Source organism: Allosphingosinicella sp., from assembly GCF_059502505.1.
Genome location: NZ_JCACEU010000014.1, coordinates 857,469 through 877,152 on the forward strand (window position 1 = coordinate 857,469; position 19,684 = coordinate 877,152).

Genomic DNA, 19,684 nt, shown 5'->3' on the forward strand with positions numbered 1-19,684 from the left:
TCAGTGCGCCACCTGCGCGCCGCGCTGGAGGCCCGACAAAGCGAGCTGCTCGTCCATCTGGGCGACGAGACGGTCGAGGCCGGCCTCGGTCGTGGCTTCGGCACGGGCGACGAGCACGTCCTGGGTGTTCGAGGCGCGCAGCAGCCACCAGCCGTCGTCGGTGCTGACCCGCGCGCCGTCGGTGCGGTCGACGCGCGCGCCGTTGCCCGACAGGCGCTCGAGCACCTCCTCGACCACCGGGAACTTGCGGCTCTCGTCGACCTGGAAGCGCATTTCGGGCGTGTTGATCATCGCCGGCATGGCCGAGCGGAGCGCAGTCAGCGAGCCGCCGAGCTGAGTCACCGCGCGGATCAGGCGGAGCGCCGCGTAGATGGCGTCGTCGAAGCCGTACCATTGATGAGCGAAAAAGATGTGGCCGCTCATCTCGCCGGCGAGCGGCGAGCTGGTTTCCTTCATCTTCGACTTGATCAGGCTGTGGCCGGTCTTCCACATCACGGGCTTGCCGCCCAGCTCGGCGACGCGGTCGAATAGGGCCTGGCTCGCCTTGACGTCGGCGATGATGGTCTCGCCCGGCAACTCCTTCAGCACCGGCTCGGCGAGGATGGCGAGCAATTGGTCGCCCCAGATCACGCGGCCTTCGCCGTCAATGGCACCGATGCGGTCAGCGTCACCGTCGAAGGCGATGCCGAAATCCAGGTTCTTCTCGGCGACCAGCGTCTTGAGGTCGGCGAGATTCGCCTCAACCGTGGGATCGGGATGGTGATTGGGGAAGGTGCCGTCCACCTTGGTGTAGAGCAGGTGATGCTCGCCCGGCAGGCGCTTCACCAGCCGCTCGAGGATGTGGCCGGCGGCGCCGTTGCCGGCATCCCAGCCGACGCGGAAGGCACCGCCGTCGAAATCCCGGACGAGCCGGTCGACATACATTTCGATCACATCCGCGTCGGTGACGGTGCCGGTTCCCTCGTCCCAGTCACCCTCGGCGGCCATGCGGCCGAGCTTCTGGATGTCCTGGCCGAAGAAGGCGGTGTGCGCCATCACCATCTTGAAGCCGTTGTAATTGCCCGGATTGTGGCTGCCGGTGATCATGATGCCGCCATCCACCTCGAGCTCGGCCTCGGCATAATAGGTCATCGGCGTCGGCCCCATGCCGATCCGCACGACGTCGACACCGCTCTCGGTCAGGCCGCGGACGAGCTGCTTCTCAAGGGCCGGAGAGTGGAGCCGTCCGTCATAGCCGACGACGACCCTGTGGCCGCCGTTGCGGCGGACAAGGGTGCCGAAGGTGCGACCGACGGCATAGGCATCCTCCTCCTTCAGGGTCTCGCCCACGATCCCGCGAATGTCATACTCGCGCAAAGAGGTCGGGTCGAAACGATGACTCATGAGGGGCTCCGTATTTGGGAAGTGCGAATCAGGACGCGCGAGGTGTTCTGCGGTTCATTTCGGCGACCAAGGTGTCGCGCGCAACGTTTACCCGGTTGGCGAGCTCGGCCGAACCGCCGCTGTCGGGGTGAACGCGGGTGATGAGGCGGCGATGCGCCTCGCGGATCTCCGTGAGGGTCGCGTTGTCGGCAACACCGAGCAGCTTGCGGGCGTCCGCGGGCGACATGGTCGAGGCGGCGAGCTGGCGCCGGCGCCAGGCTGCCCAGAGCAGAGCGCCAGACATGAGCGCGGCGCCCGGCAGGATCTTGCCGGTGGTGAAGAGCCTGAGACCCAGCAGGAAGAGGGCGGCGGCAATGCCATCTTCGTAGGTGAAGCTCTTCAGGCGCCCCGTCCACCAGGCCCAGCCGAGCCCGCCGAGGATCGCCAGGAAGAAAATGCCGGGCATCTCTATCCGTTGGCGGCCATCCGCCTCGGCTCCTCGGTCGCATTCTGCTCCGGAATGCCGAAGGCGGCGATCATCTCGCGAAGCTCCTGGCGGGCGGCGATGTGGCTGAGGCCGACATTGCCGAGCTGCTGGAGATCGAGAAGAGTGAGGCCGGAAGGAAAGAGCTCGCGGTAGATGACGCGCTCGCCGAGGCCCGGAATGACGCGGAAGCCGACGCGGCGGGAAAGCTCGTCGAGCGCATTGCCGACGCGGCGCATGTTCTTGGCCTCGATATGCTGGAGGCGGTTGCGGAGCAGCACCCAGTCGACGCTGGAGCCGGTGGTCTTGGCACGCTGGGTGCGGCTGTTCCAGACCAATTCGGCGTAGAAGCTCGGGCGGCGGACCTTGTAGGTCTCGGCATCGACCTCGCCGATCAGGTCGAGATCGACGAAGCTGTCGTTGATCGGGGTGACGAGGGTGTCGGCGCGAAGCATGGCAGCGCGTGCATGGGGGTCGTCGCGGCCGGGGGTGTCTACGACGACGATCTCGACACCGTCGGCCAGGCGGTCGAGCTGGGCGTTGAGATTGTCGTCCTTGGCCGGATCGAAGGTCTCGTGCACCGGCATCGGCAGCTCCTTCTGGAGCCGTCGAATGGAGGCTGCGCGATTATCCAAATAGCGGCCGAGCGTGCGCTGCCGCGTGTCGAGATCGATCGCCGCGACGCGGCGGCCGGCGGCGGCGAGCGCGACGGCGGTGTGGACGGCGGTGGTGGACTTGCCGGTGCCGCCTTTCTCGTTCGCGAAGACGATGAAGTGCGGTCTCGTGCCAGCGATACTCAACATGCTGTCCCCCTTGATCTACAGGGCGCGCCCCCGCAAAGAACGCGCCTCAAACACCGACGTTAACCTTCTACCGGAGCACGTGCTTTCGTGCAAATAATCCGTGAGATCGATGCGCTTAGACGAGCCGTGGCGGAAATCCGCGGCGATGGCGGGAGCGTCGCCCTCGTCCCGACGATGGGGGCGTTGCACGCCGGCCACATGGCGCTGATTTCGGAAGCGAGGAAGCAGGCCAGCCACGTCGCCGCTTCCATCTTCGTCAACCCGACACAATTCAGCCCGAACGAGGATCTGGCGAGCTATCCGCGGCGCGAGGCGACAGACGCGGCGATGCTGGCAGAGGCCGGGTGCGCGCTGCTGTGGGCGCCGGCCGTCGCGACCATGTATCCGGAAGGGCACGCGACGAGCATTCGCGTCGCCGGCGTTAGTGAAGCCTTCGAGGGCGCGCACCGCCCCGGTCATTTCGACGGCGTGGCGACGGTGGTCGCGAAGCTGCTTTCCCAGGTTCAGCCGGACGTCGCGCTGTTCGGCGAGAAGGATTTCCAGCAGCTTGCCGTGATCCGCAAGATGGTTCGCGACCTTGACCTTGCCGTGAGGATCCTCGGCGTGCCGACGCAGCGTGACGCCGACGGTTTGGCCCTCTCGTCGCGCAACGCCTATCTTTCGGACGAAGAGCGCGTCGCAGCTCGCGCCCTCCCGCGCGCACTACTGGAGGCTGCGCAGGCGATCCGGGACGGGGAAGCCGTGGCGGACGCGCTGGAGAAGGCGCGGTCGCAGCTTCGGGACGCCGGCTTCGATCCAATCGACTATTTCGCGCTAGCCGATGCGGAGACGCTCACGCCGGTGACTAGTCTGGAACGCCCGGCCCGCCTCGTTGCGGCAGCGAAGCTCGGCCGCACCCGGCTGATCGACAATCTGGCTGTGGAGCCGCTCTGATCCAAAAAAGATGGTCACCGGGCCGTTAACCATTTCTTTGCACCCGCTGCGCGAAGACTGCGTTCGATAAGGAAGCAGTAGGGGGCTTGAAATGGGGACCAGTCTGAAATCGGCCAACTTCATGATGGAGCGATGGCTTACCGATGCGGCGCAGGGCGACGCCGACGCGCTCTACGAGCTTGGCGTTGCTTATTCGACCGGCACCGGCGGCACCGAAGTCGACCTCGTCGAGGCGCATAAGTGGTTCAACCTTGCCGCGCTGAACGGCAGCAGCGAAGCACAGTCCTGTCGAGCGGAGATTTCCGAGGAGATGAGCGCGCGCGAGATCGCCGAGGCGCAGCGTCAGGCCCGCGCCTGGCTCGCAGCCACCGCCCGCCGCGTCGCCTGAGCCCTGCTGCCGGGCCGCCTCTCCCGCCGGCATCCCGTTCTTATATTTCTCGAACCAGGCGAGGATTGCCTTGGCCTTGGCGCCGCTCTGCGAGGGGCGGACGGCGATGCTGCCATGGCCGGCGCCGGGCACCTTCACCAAAGCGGTCGGCACGCCCTCCATCTGCAGCGCGCGATAATATTGCTCCGCCTCCATCACTGGCGTGCGGAAATCCTCGGCTCCGACGACCACCAGGGTCGGCGTCTTCACATTGCCGACCAGCGACAGCGGCGAGCGCGCCCAATAGGCCTCGGGCTTCTCCCAAGGCAGCGCGTCGAACCAGTAATTGGCGACGATGTTGGGGATGTCCGAGGTCAACGCCTGCGTCGACCAGTCGATCACCGGCTTCTGCGTCGCCGCCGCCTTGAAGCGGTCGGTCTTGCCGATGATCCAGCTGGTGAGCACGCCGCCGCCCGAGCCGCCGGTGACGAACAGCCGCTCGGGATCGGCATAGCCGCGGGCGATCGCGTCATCGACCGCGCTCATCAGGTCGCCATAGTCGTTGCCCGGATAAGCGTGGTGGATGAGGTTGGCGAACTCGGCGCCATAGCTGGTCGAACCGCGCGGATTGACCGACAGCACGACATAGCCGGCGGCGGCGTAGAGCTGGTTGTCGGTGGAAAAATGCGGGCCGTAGGACTGGAAGGGGCCGCCGTGGATCTCCAGGATCAGCGGGTAGCGCTGACCTTCGACATAATTTGGCGGAAGCGTGATCCACGTATCGACCGGGCGCTGGTCGACGCTGGAGGGCGTCGTGAATTTGCGCACCTCGCCCATCCGCTTCGTGGTCCGCAGGACGTGGTTGAGCCGGGTCAGCTGGGTGCGCTTGCCGCCGCGGAACAAGGCGATGTCCGCGGGCAGAGCGGCGCTGCCGCTGGTGAAGGCGATGCTGCCGTCGTCTGCGATTGTGAACTCGCCGCCGCTATAGGGGCGGTCGAGACTGGAGCCCGATAAGCCGTCGACGACCGTCCGGACCGAGCCGTCGAGGCCGACGCGTGCGACCCTCGTCTCGCCTGCTTCGTCATAGCTCACATAGAGGCTGCGCCCGTCCGCGGCCCAGACGGCCTCGTCGATGCTCCGGTCGAGACCGGCGGTGAGCGCGCGCGACGCGGAGCCGTCGCGGTTCATCACGTAGAGGATCGTGTTCTGGTAGCCGAGCCGCCGGTCGTCGAAGCCGAGATAAGCGATCCTGCTGCCGTCGGGGGATACGGACGGCTGGCCGTCGGGGCCGTCGCGGCTGGTCAGCGCCGTGATCGTGCCGCTGGCGGTTTCGAGCGCGTGAACTTCGCTGTCGAGCGTGTCGGTCTCCCACTTAGGCGAGCGGTTGGCGGAGAAATAGAGGGTGCGGCCGTCCGGCGACCAGCTGAGCGGGCCGCGGTCATGATATTGGCCGAAGGTCAGCTGACGCGGGCTGCCGCCGTCGGCTGGGACGACGAAGATCTTGTTGTAGCCGGGGCGGAGATAGCCCTGGCCATCGAAGCGATAGGTGACGGCGGTGATCACCTCCAGCGGTTCCGCCCATTTGGCGCCCTCGGGCTTCGGCTCGGCGTGCCGAGCTTCAGGCCCTCGTCCGGGACGAACATGGAGTAGGCGATCTGCCGCCCGTCCGGCGACCATTCGATCGCGCTAGGCGAGGTGGGGAGGCCGGTGATCCGCACGCTCTCGCCGCTGTCCATCCAGCGCACATGGAGCTGGGCGGGTGCGCCTTCGCCTGCCGAGATGTAGGCGAGGCGCTTCCCGTCCGGCGACCAGCGCGGCTGGCTGTGCGAACCCGTGCCGGCGGCGATCGGCACCTGTTCGCCGCTGCGCGTGTCGATCAGCCAGATCGCGTTCACGGGGCGGTCGGTCATGATGTCGTTCGAGCGGCGGACATAGGCGATGTGGCGGCCGTCCGGGCTGATCTGCGGATCGGTGGCGACTTCGAGCCCAAACAGGTCCCGCGCCTCGAAGATCGGCGAAGCGCGCTCGGCGGGAGCGGCCGCCAGCGGCGCCGCGCAGCAGCCGAGGAGCAAGGCGCAAAGACCAAGAGCTTTCATCTGTCCCCCTTTTGCCCTGCATCCGGGCGCTGAACCGAAGGCTAGCCGCCCTTCCGAAACGGCGTCAAATCGCCGAGCGCCTGAATCTCGTGGGCGACGGCTCGGCGCTCCGCTTCCAGGAAATCGGCGACGGCCGTTCGGAGGTCGGGATCGGCGAGATAATGGGCGGACCAGGTCGGCACCGGCCGGTAGCCGCGACTCAATTTGTGCTCGCCCTGCGCGCCCGCCTCGACGCGGGCGAGGCCGTGCGCGATCGCGTAGTCGATCGCCTGATAATAGCAGATTTCGAAGTGGAGGTGCGGCACTTCGGCGATCGTCCCCCAGTAGCGCCCGTAAAGCGCGTCGGCTCCGATCAGGTTGAGCGCGCCGGCGACGGCAACGTCCCCGTCCATCGCGAAGACCAGCAGGACGCGGTCGGCCATTCGTTCGCCGAGCAGGGAGAAGAAGCTGCGGGTGAGATAGGGGCGGCCCCATTTGCGCGAGCCGGTATCCTGGTAGAAGCGCCAGAAGGCGTCCCAGTGCCGCTCCTCGATCGCACCGCCGGTGAGATGCTCGACGCGAAGGCCCTCCAGAGCGGCGGCGCGCTCCTTGCGGATCGCCTTGCGCTTGCGCGAGGAGAGCTGGCCAAGGAAGTCGTCGAAGCTCCTGTAATCGTCGTTGTGCCAGTGGAACTGGCTGTCGACGCGGATCAGCCAGCCGGCGCGTTCGAACAGGGGCAATTCCTCCGCCGCGACGAAGGTGGCATGGGCCGAGGAGAGGCGGTTGCTGCGGACTACGCTCTCGGCGGCGGAGATGAGTGCCGGCGCGAGCGTCGGATCACGTGAGAGGAGGCGCCGGCCCGGCACCGGCGTGAACGGCACCGCGATCTGGAGCTTCGGATAATAGCGCCCGCCGGCACGTTCGACGGCCGCTGCCCAGCTATGATCGAACACATATTCGCCTTGGCTGTGGCTCTTGGCATAAGCGGGCAGCACCGCCGCCGGGCGGCCGTCCGGCCCGTCGATGGCGACGGGGATCGGCTGCCAGCCGGTGCGGGCGGTGGCGCTGCCGGATTCCTCCAGCGCCGCGAGGAAGGCGTGGGTCAGGAAGGGATTGTCCGTTCCCGCGCAGGCGTCCCAGTCGGCGGCGTCGAAGCTTGCCACGCCGGGCGCCAGCCGCGCGAGGATCTCACGGTCGCTCATTGCGGCAGCTCGCGGATGATCTGGTCGGCATGAAGACGCGCGCGCTCCTCGTCGTCGGGCGATCGGCAGGTCCAGGTGAAGACGGGGATGCCGCGCGCCCGCGCACGGGCGGCGAAGCGGGAGGGGAGGTCGCGCACGTCATAGGCCAGGAAGTCGGGCTTGGATCGCCAGAGGGCAAGGCGTCGCTTGAGGCCGCCGCGGCGGCGCCTGCCGGCTTCGGTGACGACCAGCCCGCGCGCCACTCGGGGTGCGTGGACGCCGAACCAGCGGCCAACCTCGGGGTTGAACGACATCACGCCCACTGCACCGCGATAGCCGTCCAGCGCATGGAAGACGGCGAGGCAGATCGGCGCGACCTTCTCGTCGGGCGCCTTGACCTCGATCAGCAACGGCACGCGGCCGCCGATGAGCTTCAGGATTTCCGGCAGGCTCGGGATGGTCTCGTCCGTGCCCTTGAGAAGAATGCCCTCGAGCTCGGCGGAAGGCTGACGATTGAAGGGGCCGGCGCCCTCCGCGAGCCGGTCGAGATCGGCGTCGTGAAAGACGAAGGCGTGCGCGTCGCGTGTCACCCGGACATCGAGTTCAATGCCGTGACCCGCCGCGATTGCCGCCTCGAACGCGGCGCGGCTGTTCTCGACGATGCCGCCGCCATGGAGGCCGCGATGGGCGAAGGGCAGCGCCTTGAGCGCCTCGACCCGTTTGGGCTTCGGCGCCGGCGCGAGCGCGCGGTCGAGGAAATCGAGCCTATTCAGCCCGGACGGCCACAACCGCATCGATTTCGACCGCAGCTCCCAGCGGCAGTACCGGCACGCCGACCGCGCTGCGGGCGTGGCGGCCCGCCTCGCCGAAAATCTGCTCCATCAGCTCGGAGGCGCCGTTGGCGACCTTGGGCTGGTCGGTGAACGAGCCGGCGCTGTTCACGAACACGCCGAGCTTCACGATCCGCTCCACCTTGTCGAGGGACCCCAGGGCCTTGTTGATCTGTGCGAGCAGCATGACGCCGCACGCGCGCGCAGCCGCCTGGCCGTAAGCGAGGTCGCGATCCTCGCCGAGGCGCCCTGTCATCACCGCGCCGCCATCGAACGGCAGCTGCCCGGAGATGTGCAGCAGATTGCCCGCCCGCACCGCGGGCACATAAGCGGCGACCGGCGCGGCCGGCTCGGGAAGGGTGATGCCGTGCTCGGCGAGGCGATCGGTGATGCTCATGCGCCAGCCGTAAGCACCGGGCACGGTGCCGGGTCAAGCCCGGGGAGGCCCCTCGGCGAAGCGGTCGAGGATCCAGCCGGTGGCCGCATCCCACTCGTCGAGCCGCGCGTGGGCGTGCGGCGCCGCGGGCGTGTGGGCGGCGACGCGCGGCTCGGCCACCATGTGGAGGCGCCACACATGGGGGGCGTGCTTCGCGACCGACTCATGATGGACCGGGAGATCGTCGACGAAGACAGCGACGCTGGGGCGGAGCTCGTCGAGCAGCTCGATCACCGGCCGGCCCTTGCCGCCGCGATTGCAGAGGACGCGGTGGCGGATGTCGAAGGCTTCGAGCTGGCGGACGCGCCCCGCCTGATATTGATCGCCGATATTGGTGAGCACGACGATGTCCGCCTCCTCGCCGATCCGGGTCAGGGCCTCGGCCGCGCCGGGTACGACATTCTGGCGGTGCATCTCCGTGTCGAAGAACAGGTCGAGCAGCGGCCAGATCCGTTCGGCCGGAACGGGGAGGCCGCCTTCCTTGTAGCGGATCGCCTCGGCGAAGCCCGGCGTCTCCAGCGCGAAATTCATGCCGTGCGCCTCGTCCAGCCACTCGGCGAAATGGCCGACCATGTGGAGCAGCACCTCGTCGCAATCGGTGATGAGGAGCGGGCGGCTCATCGTTCAAGCACTCGGCGGGCATCGACCAACTGCGTTGGGGCGACGTCTAGGGCGTCGGCGCACGCGGTGAGGTCGGGCTCATGCGCCTCGAGAAAGGAGAGCGCCGCCGACAACAGCGAGCGCTCGCCGATCCGGGCGCGGAGCTGCTCCGGCGTGAGGCCCGTCAGCGCGAGGAAGCGCGCGGCCCGCTCGCCGTCGCTGAACGTCCAGCCCAGCGCGGAGAGCGCGAGCGTCTCCGCCTCTTCGTTTGTGCTCTGAATCGTCATGGCTTAGGGTGGCGCGCGTGGGACAAAAAATCCTCGTTGTCGAGGACAACGAACTCAACCTCCGGCTCTTCTGCGACATCCTGCGCGTGCACGGCTACGAGGCCGAGCCGGTGCGCGACGGCCGCGAGGCGGTGGAGCGCGCCCGCGGCTTCGCGCCCGATCTCATCATCATGGACATCCAGATGCCGCACATCAGCGGCCTCGAAATCATCGAGCAACTGAAGGCCGACGAGGCGCTGCAGGCCATCCCGATCATGGCGGTCACCGCTTACGCCGCCAAAGGCGACGAGGACCGCATCCGCGCTGCGGGGGCCGAGGGCTATGTGTCGAAGCCGATCTCGGTAATCCGCTTCGTCGAGGCGGTGAAGGGGCTGCTCAAGGATCGAGAACAGATGCCTGAATTCTCCTCAAGCGCCGTGGAGCGTGCGGAATATGACGATGACCGCCAGCTCCTCGACATCTGGTATGCGGGCGGCGACCGCTACAGCTATTTCGATGTGCCCCGCCCGATCTACGACGCGCTGCTGACGGCGGAGTCGGCCGGCGCCTTCGTGAACAGCGAGATCAAGCCTCACTTCCGATGCGAGATCGAGGAGCGGCGTCGGCGCTTCCGGCCGGCGGCTGACTAGGGCTAGCCGGATGACCTGAACGCGTGAAGGGCGCCGCCCGCTTGCGCGGTGGCGCCCCTGGCTGCCCAGCGTCGCGAGCCTCAGCCCGCGGCGGCTTACTTGATCTTGGCTTCCTTGAACTCGACGTGCTTGCGCGCGACGGGGTCATATTTGCGGAAGGTCATCTTCTCGGTGATGTTCCGCGGGTTCTTCTTGGTGACGTAGAAGAAGCCGGTATCGGCGGTGCTCACGAGCTTGATCTTGACGGTCGTCGGCTTGGCCATGGCAGCCTCTTCGGATCCTGAGTTGTCGAAAAAATGAAGGCGGCGCAAAGCCGCCCGTTCGGCGGAGGCCCGTGCATCCTCCCGCCGCCTTTGTCAAGACGACCCGCTCTTTAACCGGCCTGTAAGCATAAGCGCCCATGCTGGTCCTAAGCGGTGGGAGCCGTAGGATGCATGCCAACCACGATGCTATGATGCTTGTCCGGGCGGAACTGTGCGAGCGCCTCGCCACGCTCAGAAGCTATTCCACTCGGCGGGGACCGCGGGATTTCGCCCATAACGTCGCCGGCATCTGCCAGCTCGCCTCCGCCTACGGCCTGACGCCCGTCGTGCGCCTCGGCCAGGCGCTCGAGCGGGCGGCGCGGGCGAGCAGCTGCGGCGGCCGCGAGACGGCGCTCTACCTGGACCGGCTGCAGGATGCGATCGGCTGCACGCGGCTTGACGAAGCCGCCGGGGAAGCGATGATCGCCTCCATCTCGGTCCGCTTCGGAGCCTGACGACACTCAAGTGGACGCCCTCCTCATCAGCTTCCTGGCCGCCGCGCTCGGCGAGTTCGGCGATCGCACGCAGCTTCTCGTCGCCCTTCTCGCCGTCCGGTTCGGCCGGCCGCTCCCGATCCTTGCCGGCGTCGCCGTCGGCGGGCTGGCCAACGCCCTTATCGCGAGCGTCGCGGGCGCCCTGGTGAATGACGGGATTACCCTGCGCGCCATCTCGCTTCTGGTGGCGGTGGCGCTCATCTATGCGGGGGCGACCAGCTTTTTCGACAAGAAGCCGCTCGCGATCGGCCAAGGCTGGCGCCTCGGAGCGTTCCTCACCAGCGCGATCCTTTTCTTCCTGGCCGAGTTCGGCGACAAGACGCAGTTCCTGACCTTCGCCGTCGCCGCGCAATATGATGCGATGGTGCTGGCGGCGGGCGGCGCGACGGCCGGCGTCCTTGCCGCCTCCACGCCGGCGGCCCTGCTTGGCGGCAGATTTCAGGACACCCTGCCGCTGCGGCCGATCCGCTACGGCGTCGCTATCCTGTTCCTGTTCGGGGGCCTCGTGGTCGCAGTCAATGCGCTCCGCCTGATCTGACGCACCCAAAAGCGCGGCTACGCGGTTATGGGCGCATGAGTCTCGCAATCCAGCCGCGGATCGGATTTTGCTGCACCTTCGTCTCGCCCACTGGCGATGCCGCGGAGGAAAGGCGGCTCAACATGCGCCGCGTCACTCTCGCCCAGCTGGCGCGCCTCGGACCCATCGACGGTTTCGAGAAGCTCTCCGAAGTGGTGGCGCACAATCTCGACGCCCTCGATGCGCAGCTCGCCTTCGTTGCCGCCTTGCCGCCGCTCGAGCGCATGTTCCGTATTGTCAGCGGCTTCCTGCCGGGCTGGTCCCATGCGGGGACGAAGCATCTCTACACGGACGCCGACTTCCGCCGGCTGATCGAGCGGCGGCTCGCAGGCTCGGGCGCGTTCGCGCGAGCCAACGCCATCCGCCTCTCCATGCATCCTGGCCAGCATGCGATCCTTGCCACGAAAAGCGAGGCGGCACTCGCCAACGCTCTCACCGACATCATGGAGCATGTCGAGATCATGGCGATGCTCGGCTTCGGCGGCGGCTGGCATCCCGAGGGTGCGCATGTGAACATCCATGGCGGGGCCGCTTCGGCAGGCATCGAGGGGCTGCGCGCCGGCCTCAGGCGCCTGCCTCAGGCGGCGCGCGACCTAGTCACGATTGAGAATGACGAGCTCAGCTTCGGCGTCGACGACCTTCTGCCGCTCGCGGAGGAAGTTGCCCTGGTCGTCGATTTCCATCATCACTGGATCCACAGCCGCGGCGAATATCTCGAACCGGACGATCCGCGGGTGGATCGGCTGAAGGCGAGCTGGCGGGGGGTGCGGCCGGCGGCACATATCTCTGTCTCGCGGGAGAGCCTCTATTCCGAGCTGCTTGACGAGGAGCGGCCCGATTATGCCGAGTTGAGCGCGGCCGGGTTCAAGGCGAGCGAGCTGCGCGGGCACAGCGACATGATGTGGAACCTGCGCGTCAATGATCTGGTGGCCGAGCATCTCGCCTGGTGCGACATCGAAGTGGAAGCCAAGGCCAAGAACCTCGCCAGCGGTCAACTCGCCGGGCACGTCCGGGGGCTCGAACTCACCTCGCCGCATGCCGACTGATCGGCATCGGTTTGCCAAAGGGCAGGACCGTGCCAATCTGGTGGCCATGAAGCCGGTTCGTTTCGCCGCCGTCCTGCTGCTGCTCGGGCTGCTCGGCTTGGCGGCGGTGTGGGCGGTCGGATCGATCATCGCGCGGCCTTTCAACCGCGTGGTGCTGCCACCAGAGGCGCCGGCGAGGCTCGTCAGCCTGCGGTCGGAAGACGGCACGCCGCTTGCCGGTACCTACTGGCCGGGCGCGCAGCGAGATGCACCGGCGATCCTGCTGCTCCACGGCATCAAAGCGTCGCGGGCGATGTTCCAGGAGAATGCCGAGTGGCTGAACGGTCTCGGCTATTCCGTTTTTGCACTGGATTTTCGTGGTCACGGGGGCTCGGCTGCGACCGAGCGGACATTCGGCTGGCTCGAGGCGGGCGACGCAGCGGCGGCGCTGGCGTGGCTTCGCAAGGACGCCCCTGGTCGAAAGGTAGGCGTGATCGGAGTGTCGCTCGGCGGAGCGGCCGCCTTGCTGGGGCCCAGAGGGCCGCTGCCAGTCGATGCCCTGGTGCTGCAGGGCGTCTATCCGGACATTCGCACGGCCATCGCCAACCGGCTCGATCGCGCGGGCGTGCCGGTGCTCACCGCCATGTCGGAGCCGTTGCTGAGCTACCAATCCTATTTCCGATACGGGGTCGCGCCTGAATTGATATCGCCCAGGGAGGGGCTGCGGCGCTATCGCGGACCGTTGCTCTTGATCGGCGGAATGGAGGACAGGGACACCACACCCGCCGATTCACGGGCGCTGTTCGCAGCGGCGCAGGGCGCCAAGCAGCTCTGGATGGTCGAGGCTGATCATGTCGAGGTCAGCAAGCTGAGATCCGAGGAATATCGCGCTCGCGTCCGCCGCTTCTTCGCCGGAAGCCTTGGCGAGCCGGGGCGAAACGACTTGGCCCAACCGGTTGCCTGATCGCGATGCGTGACTTCTCCCAGCTGCTTGACGCTCTCGTCTATACCCGCTCGCGCAACGCCAAGCTGAAGCTGATCGGCGATTATCTGAGGCGCACGCCCGATCCGGATCGCGGCTATGCGCTGGCTGCGCTGACGGGTGAGCTGGACATCAAGGCGGTGAAGCCGGCGCTGATCCGGGCCATTACCGAGGAGCGGGTCGATCCGGTGCTGTTCCATATGAGCCGGGATTATGTCGGCGACATGGCTGAGACGGTGTCGCTGCTGTGGCCGAAGCGCCTGGAGCAGCCGAGCGACATCGACGACGGCACGCTCAGGATCGGCAATGTCGTCGAGCGGCTGGCAGGCCTCGGCCGGTCGGAGGCGCCGGCGGTGCTCGCCGAAATGCTGGACCATCTCGACGCCAGCGGGCGGTTCGCATTGCTCAAGCTCGCGACCGGAGAGCTCCGGATCGGAGTCTCGGCGCGGCTGGCCAAGGTGGCGCTGGCCGAGGCGTTCGGGCTCGATGTCGATGCCGTCGAGGAAGTGTGGCACGGGATAGGGCCGCCCTACGCCCCACTGTTCGCCTGGGCGGAGGGAAGGGGGGAGCAGCCCACCGCCAGCAACGTGCCGGTCTTCCGGCCCTTCATGCTGGCGCACGGTCTCGAGGACACGCGGGTGTCGATGGAGGATTACGCGGCGGAGTGGAAGTGGGATGGCATCCGCGTCCAGATCGTCCGGGTCGGCGGCGAGACGCGGCTCTACAGCCGCGCCGGCGACGACATCACTCGCAGCTTTCCCGAAGTGGCTGAATCATTCGACTGCGACGGGGTCGTCGACGGCGAATTGCTGGTGAAAGGCGAGTTCCAGGGGGCCGAGGAGCATGGCGGGGCGGCGGCGAGCTTCAACGCCCTCCAGCAACGGCTCGGACGCAAGGTCGTGTCCGCGAAGATGCTGAGCGACTATCCCGCCTTCGTCCGGCTCTACGATGTCTTATTCGATGGCCCTGAGGACTTGCGCTCTTTGACCTGGCAGGAGCGGCGGGCGCGGCTGGAGGCGTTCGTGCCGAAGCTCGATCCGGAGCGCTTCGACATCTCCTCATTGATCGAGGCGAAGAGCTTTGAGGAGCTGGAGGAGATCCGCGCCGGCTCGCGCGACGCCTCGATTGAGGGAGTGATGCTGAAGCGGCGCGACAGCCCCTATGTGGCGGGTCGCCGCGTCGGCCACTGGTACAAGTGGAAGCGCGATCCGCTGAACGCGGACTGCGTCCTGATGTACGCGGCGCGGGGGAGCGGCAAGCGCTCGAGCTATTATTCCGACTATACGTTCGGCTGCTGGAGCCCGGAGGGGGAGCTGCTGCCGGTCGGCAAGGCTTATTTCGGCTTCACGGACGAGGAGCTGATGTGGCTCGACCGGTTCGTCCGCAACAATACGGTGCAGCGCTTCGGACCGGTGCGCGAGGTGGAGAAGAGCCTGGTGCTCGAAGTTGCCTTCGATTCGATCCACGAGAGCCGGCGGCACAAATCGGGACTGGCGATGCGCTTCCCGCGGGTGTCGCGCATCCGCCGCGACAAGCCGGCGCACGAGGCGGATACGATCGAGACGCTGCGCCGGATGGTGAGCTGAGCAGGAGCAGTCACCCCGCTATTGTTCATGCTTGCCGACCATCCGGGACCGACAAAAAGCCCGGCGCGCTCGGGTGAGCGGCCGGGCCTCTGATCCGCCGGAGCGGAAGCCTTACTGGATCGGCGTCAGGTTCACCGCCGCCGTCTTGCCGCGGCGGTCGACCTCGAGCTCGAACTCCAGGCGGTCGCCCTCGTTGAGAGAGACCATGCCGGCGCGTTCGACGGCCGAGATGTGGACGAAGGCGTCGGGCTGACCGTCGTCGCGGCTGATGAAGCCGAAGCCCTTCATCGCGTTGAAGAACTTGACTGTCCCGGAGGCCTTCTCGCCGGTGAGCTGGCGCTGCGGCCCGCCGCGGTCGCCGCCGCCGAAGCCGCCACCGCCTTCACGCTCGCGCGGAGGCCCGCGATCGGTGACCGGCATCGGCTCGCCCTCGATCTTGAGGTCGGTCGCAGAGATGCGACCGCCGCGATCAACGAGCGTGAATTCGAGCGGCTGGCCTTCGGCGAGGCCGGTGAGGCCCGCCTGCTCGACGGCCGAAATGTGGACGAACACGTCTTCGCCGCCATCATCGCGGACGATGAAGCCGAAGCCTTTCTGGCCGTTGAAGAATTTCACGACGCCTTTGCCTTCGCCAACGACCTGCGGGGGCATGCCGCCGCCACGGCCGCCGCCGAAGCCGCCGCCGCCGCCACCACCAAAGCCGCCACCGCCGCCGCCGCGATATCCACCGCCGCCGCCGCCGTAACCGCCGCCGCCACCGCCACCGTAGCGATCACCGCCGCCGCCGTAGCCGCCACCGCCGCCGAAACGGTCGCCGCCGCCGCCGAAGCCGCCGCGATCACCGCCATAGGAGCTGCCGAAATTGTCGTCTCCGAAACCGTCGCGCTTGTCTCTGCCGCGCCCGCCGCGATCGCCGCGACGCCCTCTGTCAAAACTCATGCCGTCTCATTCTTTCCCGCGCCCAACCCTGTTCAAGAACCACCGCGCTGGGCAAACGCGCAAACGGTTTCGGCGCGGAATCACGGCGCACCTTTGATTTCTGTAGCGCAAAAGGCAGCCCACTGCGAGTCGCCTTTTGCATCGCGGCCCCAGAGGCGCTTTCGGGTGGCGACGCAAGCCGATTTGCGACAGAGAGGCGCCCAACCGAAACCGAAAAAGAGGGCGACGTGGGCGACATTCTCGGCATCTTCAGCGATCCGGCGGCGGTCGCCGCTCTGGTGACGTTGGTGGTGATGGAGGTCGTGCTCGGCATCGACAATCTTATCTTCATCTCGATCCTGTCGAACAAATTGCCTGAAGAGCAGCGGCAGAAAGCGCGGCGGATCGGCATCGGCCTTGCCCTCGGCATGCGGCTCGCCCTGCTGTCGATGATCGCCTGGCTGGTCGGCCTCACCGCACCCGTCTTCGACCTCGGCATCACCGGCCCGCCGGGCACGCACGGCGAACCGGCGTTCGAGACCCAATTCTCCTGGCGCGACCTGATCCTGATCGCGGGCGGCCTGTTCCTCGTCTGGAAGGCGACCAAGGAAATCCACCACAATGTCGATCCGCATCCCAGCGACGACATGTTCGATGCGCCGCGCGGGACGCTGACCTTCGGGGCGGCGATCGGTCAGATCGTGCTGCTCGACATCGTCTTCTCGATCGATTCGATTCTCACCGCGGTCGGCATGACGGACTATCTGGCGATCATGGTGATCGCAGTGATCGTCGCGGTCGTCGTTATGCTGGTCGCCGCCGATCCGATGGCGAACTTCATCAACAAGAACCCGACGGTGGTGATGCTCGCCTTGGGCTTCCTGCTGATGATCGGCGCGGTGCTGATCGCCGACGGCTTTGGCGTGCACGTCCCGAAGGGCTATATATACGCCGCAATGGCCTTTTCGGCAGGCGTCGAGACGCTCAACATCATCTCGCGGCGGCGCAAGGATCGGCGGGAAAAGACGGGCGACGGCGGCCATTGAGGCGGGCCGCGCTTGCGCCTATGCCCTCCTCATGACCGTGCGTTTCCATGAAGAAGACCTGCCCGAGGGCGTGCTCGCCCCCGGGCCCGTCGCCATCGACACCGAGGCGATGGGGCTCCACCCGAACCGTGACCGGCTTTGCGTCGTCCAGATCTCCGACGGCCGCGGCGACGAGCATCTCGTCCGCTTCGCGCCGGACAGCACTTATGCCGCGCCCAACCTGAAGGCGGTGCTCGCCGACCAGAGCCGGCTGAAGCTCTATCATTTCGCCCGTTTCGACCTGGCGATCATGCAGGCTTATCTGGGCGTCATGGCTGGCCCCGTTTATTGCACCAAGACGGCGTCGCGGCTGGTGCGGACCTATACCGACCGGCATGGCCTCAAGGAGCTCGTCAAGGAGCTGCTCGGTCACGAAGTTTCGAAGCAGCAGCAATCCTCTGATTGGGGGGCGCCCGAGCTCAGCGACGCGCAGAAGGAATATGCCGCCACCGACGTGCGCTACCTTCACGCGTTGAAGGAGAAGCTCGACGAGCGGCTTGCGCGGGAAGGGCGGACGCAGCTCGCCCAGGCCTGCTTCGACTTCCTGCCGCACCGCGCCCGTCTCGACCTCGCCGGCTGGCCCGAGGAGGACATCTTCGCCCATGTCTGACCGGCATGTCTGAAGCTGCCGCCCGCGAGCGGGTGAGGAAACAGGGCTGGGCGGCGCCGGGCGGCGCTCACGACGTGATCGTGCGGCTGATGAAGATCGGCCTTCCGGCGCTCATCGGCGTGCTGACCGCCTATCTCGCCATGGCGCCGCTGCAGAAGGGCCCGGAGATCAGCTTCATCCTCGACAAGAACAAGGTCGAGACGACCAAGGAGCGCATGCGCGTGCAGACCGCGCGCTACCGCGGCCAGGACGATCAGGGGCGGCCGTTCACGCTCGATGCAGCGTCGGCCGTGCAGGTGTCCTCGCGCGATCCGGTGGTGGACGTCCGCGGCATGGAAGCGCGGATGGCGCTCACCAGCGGTCCGGCGCTGATCGAAGCCGACAGGGGGCGTTATGACATGGAAGCGGAGAAGGTGAACGTGATCGGGCCGATCCTGTTCAGCGCCGCCGACGGCTACCGGCTGGAGACGCGCGACGTGGCGGTCGACCTCAACACCCGCACGATGGCCAGTCGGGGCCGGGTTGACGGCCGCATCCCGCTCGGCCGCTTCTCAGCCGACCGAATGACGGTCGACCTGCCGAGCCGCGAGGTCGTCCTCACCGGGCGCGCCCGCTTGCATATCGAGCAGGGCGGTCTCAGATAGCGATCATGAAGAGGCTCGGCATCTCTCTAGCGGCGGCTTTCGTATCGCTTCTGGTCGGCGCACCGGCCGTGGGGCAGGAAGCGACCTCCGCTTTGCAGGGGCATAATACCAACGCGCCGGTGACCGTCGCTTCGGACCGCATCGAGGTGCAGGACCGGGCGGATCGCGCCGTCTTCTCGGGGAACGTGGTCGCGACGCAGGCCGATCTCACGCTGCGCGCCGCCCGGGTCACCGTCGCCTATTCCGATGCCGGCGGGATCCAGATCCAGCGTATCGACGCGAGCGGGGGTGTGACGGTGCGAAGCCCCTCCGAGACAGCAGTGGGCCAGTTCGCGATCTATGATTTGAACAACCGGCTCATCACGCTGCTCGGCGGCGTCGTGCTGACCCGCGGCGAATCGCAGGTGCGCGGCGGCCGCCTCGTGCTCGATCTCGAGAGCGGGCGGGCCGTGATGGACGGCGGCGGCCGCGCCGCGGCTGGACCCGCCGGCACGACCACCGGCACCGGCGGACGCGTGACCGGCACCTTCACCGTCCCGCAAAAGCGCGATTAAAGCGCAACAGTTCGGCGCAATCTGAATGGTTTGGCTTCGAACGGTCTCGACCTTTTCGGACAAGTCATGCACGAAGCTTGCCAGTCGGAGCGCTTGGCGCTTCGCCTGCGCCGGGGGGCGTGCTAGCGGGGGTGCATGAACGACAGTGCCGCAATCGAAAGGCCGCTCGAAGCCGCGATGGCGGGCGATCCGACGCGTGGTCTCTCGGTCGTCTCGATCGCCAAGAGCTATGATCGCAAGATCGTCCTGACCGACGTCTCGCTCCATGTGGAGCGCGGCGAGGTGGTCGGCCTGCTCGGCCCCAACGGCGCCGGCAAGACGACCTGCTTCTATTCGATCATGGGCCTCGTGAAGCCCGACAGCGGCCGCATTCTCCTCGACGGCGAGGACATTACCGGCCTTCCGATGTATCGCCGCGCCATCCTCGGCCTCGGCTATCTGCCGCAGGAGACGTCGATCTTCCGCGGCATGACGGTCAGCCAGAACATCATGGCGGTGCTCGAGGTCGCGGAGCCGGACCGTCGGGTCCGTCAGCAGCGGCTGGAGCAACTTCTCGACGAGTTCCACATCCAGCGGCTGCGCGATGCCCCCGCCATGGCGCTGTCGGGCGGCGAGCGGCGGCGCTGCGAGATCGCCCGCGCGCTCGCGGCCGATCCGTCGATCATGCTGCTCGACGAGCCGTTCGCCGGCATCGACCCCATTTCCATCTCGGACATTCGCGGCCTCGTGATGGAGCTGAAGAAGCGCGACATCGGCGTGCTGATCACCGACCACAATGTCCGCGAGACGCTCGACATCGTCGACCGCGCCTGCATCATCTATGATGGCCAGGTGCTGTTCGCAGGCAGCCCCGAGGCCTTGGTCGCCGACGAAAATGTGCGCCGCCTCTACCTCGGCGAGAGCTTCGAGCTGTAACCGTC

Annotated in this window: 23 protein-coding genes and 2 pseudogenes; 14 read left to right on the plus strand and 11 right to left on the minus strand. The window is 67.2% G+C overall.

Translation table 11 applies throughout. The features are described 5' to 3' along the window. The 3 genes from pgmG to AC5JBD_RS06500 are packed head-to-tail and all read right to left on the minus strand — an operon-like array spanning position 1 to position 2,649. Positions 1-1,383: a phosphoglucomutase/phosphomannomutase PgmG gene (pgmG, locus tag AC5JBD_RS06490; protein ID WP_495720942.1), complete on the minus strand. Its 1,383-nt coding sequence runs from the start codon at positions 1,381-1,383 to the stop codon at positions 1-3. Positions 1,384-1,411: 28 nt separating this feature from the next. Further along, positions 1,412-1,828 carry a J domain-containing protein gene (locus AC5JBD_RS06495; protein ID WP_495720943.1) on the minus strand — a complete coding sequence of 139 codons (417 nt, stop codon included), beginning with the start codon at positions 1,826-1,828 and terminating at the stop codon, positions 1,412-1,414. A 2-nt stretch (positions 1,829-1,830) separates the two neighbouring features. After that, positions 1,831-2,649, minus strand: a complete 819-nt coding sequence (locus AC5JBD_RS06500; RefSeq protein WP_495720944.1) for a division plane positioning ATPase MipZ — start codon at positions 2,647-2,649, stop codon at positions 1,831-1,833. Between the two features lie 87 nt (positions 2,650-2,736). Here AC5JBD_RS06500 and panC point away from each other — a divergent pair, with 87 nt between their 5' ends. After that, positions 2,737-3,582 (plus strand): pantoate--beta-alanine ligase, encoded by an 846-nt coding sequence (panC, locus tag AC5JBD_RS06505; RefSeq protein ID WP_495720945.1) that lies wholly within the window; start codon positions 2,737-2,739, stop codon positions 3,580-3,582. Positions 3,583-3,673: 91 nt separating this feature from the next. Next, positions 3,674-3,970 carry a hypothetical protein gene (locus tag AC5JBD_RS06510; protein WP_495721199.1) on the plus strand — a complete coding sequence of 99 codons (297 nt, stop codon included), beginning with the start codon at positions 3,674-3,676 and terminating at the stop codon, positions 3,968-3,970. A gap of 33 nt (positions 3,971-4,003) precedes the next feature. Here the strand turns inward: AC5JBD_RS06510 and AC5JBD_RS06515 are convergent. The 6 genes and pseudogenes from AC5JBD_RS06515 to AC5JBD_RS06540 form a co-directional block, all read right to left on the minus strand. Continuing rightward, positions 4,004-6,045 (minus strand): annotated as a pseudogene (locus tag AC5JBD_RS06515) (S9 family peptidase); the annotation flags it as partial. 41 nt (positions 6,046-6,086) lie between these two features. Next, entirely contained in the window at positions 6,087-7,226 is a 1,140-nt protein-coding gene (locus AC5JBD_RS06520) for a GNAT family N-acetyltransferase (protein WP_495720946.1), read from the minus strand. Next, the gene (locus AC5JBD_RS06525) at positions 7,223-7,999 is read right to left on the minus strand and encodes a glycerophosphodiester phosphodiesterase family protein (RefSeq protein WP_495720947.1); all 777 of its coding nucleotides are present in this window, start codon (positions 7,997-7,999) and stop codon (positions 7,223-7,225) included. The genes AC5JBD_RS06520 and AC5JBD_RS06525 overlap by 4 nt, the downstream gene beginning before the upstream one ends. Continuing rightward, a complete protein-coding gene (locus AC5JBD_RS06530; RefSeq protein WP_495720948.1) occupies positions 7,971-8,432 on the minus strand; it encodes a RidA family protein in 462 nt (153 codons plus the stop codon). Before AC5JBD_RS06530 ends, AC5JBD_RS06525 begins: the two co-directional genes overlap by 29 nt. Before the next feature lie 33 nt (positions 8,433-8,465). After that, positions 8,466-9,092: an HAD family hydrolase gene (locus AC5JBD_RS06535; RefSeq protein ID WP_495720949.1), complete on the minus strand. Its 627-nt coding sequence runs from the start codon at positions 9,090-9,092 to the stop codon at positions 8,466-8,468. Further along, the gene (locus AC5JBD_RS06540) at positions 9,089-9,358 is read right to left on the minus strand and encodes a DUF3572 domain-containing protein (protein ID WP_495720950.1); all 270 of its coding nucleotides are present in this window, start codon (positions 9,356-9,358) and stop codon (positions 9,089-9,091) included. Before AC5JBD_RS06540 ends, AC5JBD_RS06535 begins: the two co-directional genes overlap by 4 nt. Before the next feature lie 17 nt (positions 9,359-9,375). On the opposite strand from AC5JBD_RS06540, the pseudogene AC5JBD_RS06545 reads away from it, so the two are divergent. After that, positions 9,376-9,735, plus strand: a pseudogene (locus tag AC5JBD_RS06545) (response regulator); the annotation flags it as partial. A gap of 15 nt (positions 9,736-9,750) precedes the next feature. After that, a complete protein-coding gene (locus AC5JBD_RS06550; protein WP_495721200.1) occupies positions 9,751-9,987 on the plus strand; it encodes a KTSC domain-containing protein in 237 nt (78 codons plus the stop codon). Positions 9,988-10,082: 95 nt separating this feature from the next. On the opposite strand, the gene rpmG is transcribed toward AC5JBD_RS06550, so the two are convergent. Next, on the minus strand, positions 10,083-10,250 hold the full coding sequence (gene rpmG / locus AC5JBD_RS06555; protein WP_008602901.1) for a 50S ribosomal protein L33: 168 nt from the start codon (positions 10,248-10,250) through the stop codon (positions 10,083-10,085). A gap of 167 nt (positions 10,251-10,417) precedes the next feature. On the opposite strand from rpmG, the gene AC5JBD_RS06560 reads away from it, so the two are divergent. From AC5JBD_RS06560 to AC5JBD_RS06580, 5 genes are read left to right on the plus strand one after another with little or no spacing between them, the layout of a single operon-like run. Further along, complete coding sequence (locus AC5JBD_RS06560) at positions 10,418-10,744, plus strand: hypothetical protein (protein WP_495720951.1); 327 nt, start codon at positions 10,418-10,420, stop codon at positions 10,742-10,744. A 10-nt stretch (positions 10,745-10,754) separates the two neighbouring features. Then, positions 10,755-11,321, plus strand: coding sequence for a TMEM165/GDT1 family protein (locus AC5JBD_RS06565; protein WP_495720952.1), 567 nt, complete (start codon positions 10,755-10,757; stop codon positions 11,319-11,321). Between the two features lie 35 nt (positions 11,322-11,356). After that, positions 11,357-12,406, plus strand: coding sequence for a hypothetical protein (locus AC5JBD_RS06570; RefSeq protein ID WP_495720953.1), 1,050 nt, complete (start codon positions 11,357-11,359; stop codon positions 12,404-12,406). A 46-nt stretch (positions 12,407-12,452) separates the two neighbouring features. Next, positions 12,453-13,349: an alpha/beta hydrolase gene (locus AC5JBD_RS06575; RefSeq protein ID WP_495720954.1), complete on the plus strand. Its 897-nt coding sequence runs from the start codon at positions 12,453-12,455 to the stop codon at positions 13,347-13,349. A gap of 5 nt (positions 13,350-13,354) precedes the next feature. Further along, on the plus strand, positions 13,355-14,953 hold the full coding sequence (locus AC5JBD_RS06580; RefSeq protein ID WP_495720955.1) for a cisplatin damage response ATP-dependent DNA ligase: 1,599 nt from the start codon (positions 13,355-13,357) through the stop codon (positions 14,951-14,953). 111 nt (positions 14,954-15,064) lie between these two features. Here the strand turns inward: AC5JBD_RS06580 and AC5JBD_RS06585 are convergent, their stop codons facing one another. Beyond that, positions 15,065-15,892, minus strand: coding sequence for a cold-shock protein (locus AC5JBD_RS06585; RefSeq protein WP_495720956.1), 828 nt, complete (start codon positions 15,890-15,892; stop codon positions 15,065-15,067). A 227-nt stretch (positions 15,893-16,119) separates the two neighbouring features. Here AC5JBD_RS06585 and AC5JBD_RS06590 point away from each other — a divergent pair, with 227 nt between their 5' ends. The 5 genes from AC5JBD_RS06590 to lptB all read left to right on the plus strand — a co-directional run bounded on the left by AC5JBD_RS06590 (position 16,120) and on the right by lptB (position 19,679). After that, complete coding sequence (locus AC5JBD_RS06590; protein WP_495720957.1) at positions 16,120-16,917, plus strand: TerC family protein; 798 nt, start codon at positions 16,120-16,122, stop codon at positions 16,915-16,917. Between the two features lie 31 nt (positions 16,918-16,948). Further along, positions 16,949-17,566 carry a ribonuclease D gene (locus AC5JBD_RS06595; protein ID WP_495720958.1) on the plus strand — a complete coding sequence of 206 codons (618 nt, stop codon included), beginning with the start codon at positions 16,949-16,951 and terminating at the stop codon, positions 17,564-17,566. A 5-nt stretch (positions 17,567-17,571) separates the two neighbouring features. Continuing rightward, positions 17,572-18,210, plus strand: a complete 639-nt coding sequence (locus AC5JBD_RS06600) for an LPS export ABC transporter periplasmic protein LptC (protein WP_495720959.1) — start codon at positions 17,572-17,574, stop codon at positions 18,208-18,210. 5 nt (positions 18,211-18,215) lie between these two features. Then, positions 18,216-18,764: an LptA/OstA family protein gene (locus AC5JBD_RS06605; RefSeq protein ID WP_495720960.1), complete on the plus strand. Its 549-nt coding sequence runs from the start codon at positions 18,216-18,218 to the stop codon at positions 18,762-18,764. A 135-nt stretch (positions 18,765-18,899) separates the two neighbouring features. Beyond that, positions 18,900-19,679, plus strand: a complete 780-nt coding sequence (gene lptB, locus AC5JBD_RS06610) for an LPS export ABC transporter ATP-binding protein (protein WP_495720961.1) — start codon at positions 18,900-18,902, stop codon at positions 19,677-19,679. The last annotated feature ends 5 nt before the right edge of the window (positions 19,680-19,684 follow it).

Coding starts and splice junctions, on each gene's coding strand:
- pgmG (WP_495720942.1), bottom strand. CDS start 1,383: ATGAGTCATCGTTTCGACCCGACCTCTTTGCGCGAGTATGACATTCGC.
- AC5JBD_RS06495 (WP_495720943.1), bottom strand. CDS start 1,828: ATGCCCGGCATTTTCTTCCTGGCGATCCTCGGCGGGCTCGGCTGGGCC.
- AC5JBD_RS06500 (WP_495720944.1), bottom strand. CDS start 2,649: ATGTTGAGTATCGCTGGCACGAGACCGCACTTCATCGTCTTCGCGAAC.
- AC5JBD_RS06510 (WP_495721199.1), top strand. CDS start 3,674: ATGGGGACCAGTCTGAAATCGGCCAACTTCATGATGGAGCGATGGCTT.
- AC5JBD_RS06520 (WP_495720946.1), bottom strand. CDS start 7,226: ATGAGCGACCGTGAGATCCTCGCGCGGCTGGCGCCCGGCGTGGCAAGC.
- AC5JBD_RS06525 (WP_495720947.1), bottom strand. CDS start 7,999: ATGCGGTTGTGGCCGTCCGGGCTGAATAGGCTCGATTTCCTCGACCGC.
- AC5JBD_RS06530 (WP_495720948.1), bottom strand. CDS start 8,432: ATGAGCATCACCGATCGCCTCGCCGAGCACGGCATCACCCTTCCCGAG.
- AC5JBD_RS06535 (WP_495720949.1), bottom strand. CDS start 9,092: ATGAGCCGCCCGCTCCTCATCACCGATTGCGACGAGGTGCTGCTCCAC.
- AC5JBD_RS06540 (WP_495720950.1), bottom strand. CDS start 9,358: ATGACGATTCAGAGCACAAACGAAGAGGCGGAGACGCTCGCGCTCTCC.
- AC5JBD_RS06550 (WP_495721200.1), top strand. CDS start 9,751: ATGCCTGAATTCTCCTCAAGCGCCGTGGAGCGTGCGGAATATGACGAT.
- rpmG (WP_008602901.1), bottom strand. CDS start 10,250: ATGGCCAAGCCGACGACCGTCAAGATCAAGCTCGTGAGCACCGCCGAT.
- AC5JBD_RS06560 (WP_495720951.1), top strand. CDS start 10,418: ATGCATGCCAACCACGATGCTATGATGCTTGTCCGGGCGGAACTGTGC.
- AC5JBD_RS06570 (WP_495720953.1), top strand. CDS start 11,357: ATGAGTCTCGCAATCCAGCCGCGGATCGGATTTTGCTGCACCTTCGTC.
- AC5JBD_RS06575 (WP_495720954.1), top strand. CDS start 12,453: ATGAAGCCGGTTCGTTTCGCCGCCGTCCTGCTGCTGCTCGGGCTGCTC.
- AC5JBD_RS06580 (WP_495720955.1), top strand. CDS start 13,355: ATGCGTGACTTCTCCCAGCTGCTTGACGCTCTCGTCTATACCCGCTCG.
- AC5JBD_RS06585 (WP_495720956.1), bottom strand. CDS start 15,892: ATGAGTTTTGACAGAGGGCGTCGCGGCGATCGCGGCGGGCGCGGCAGA.
- AC5JBD_RS06595 (WP_495720958.1), top strand. CDS start 16,949: ATGACCGTGCGTTTCCATGAAGAAGACCTGCCCGAGGGCGTGCTCGCC.
- AC5JBD_RS06600 (WP_495720959.1), top strand. CDS start 17,572: ATGTCTGAAGCTGCCGCCCGCGAGCGGGTGAGGAAACAGGGCTGGGCG.
- AC5JBD_RS06605 (WP_495720960.1), top strand. CDS start 18,216: ATGAAGAGGCTCGGCATCTCTCTAGCGGCGGCTTTCGTATCGCTTCTG.
- lptB (WP_495720961.1), top strand. CDS start 18,900: ATGAACGACAGTGCCGCAATCGAAAGGCCGCTCGAAGCCGCGATGGCG.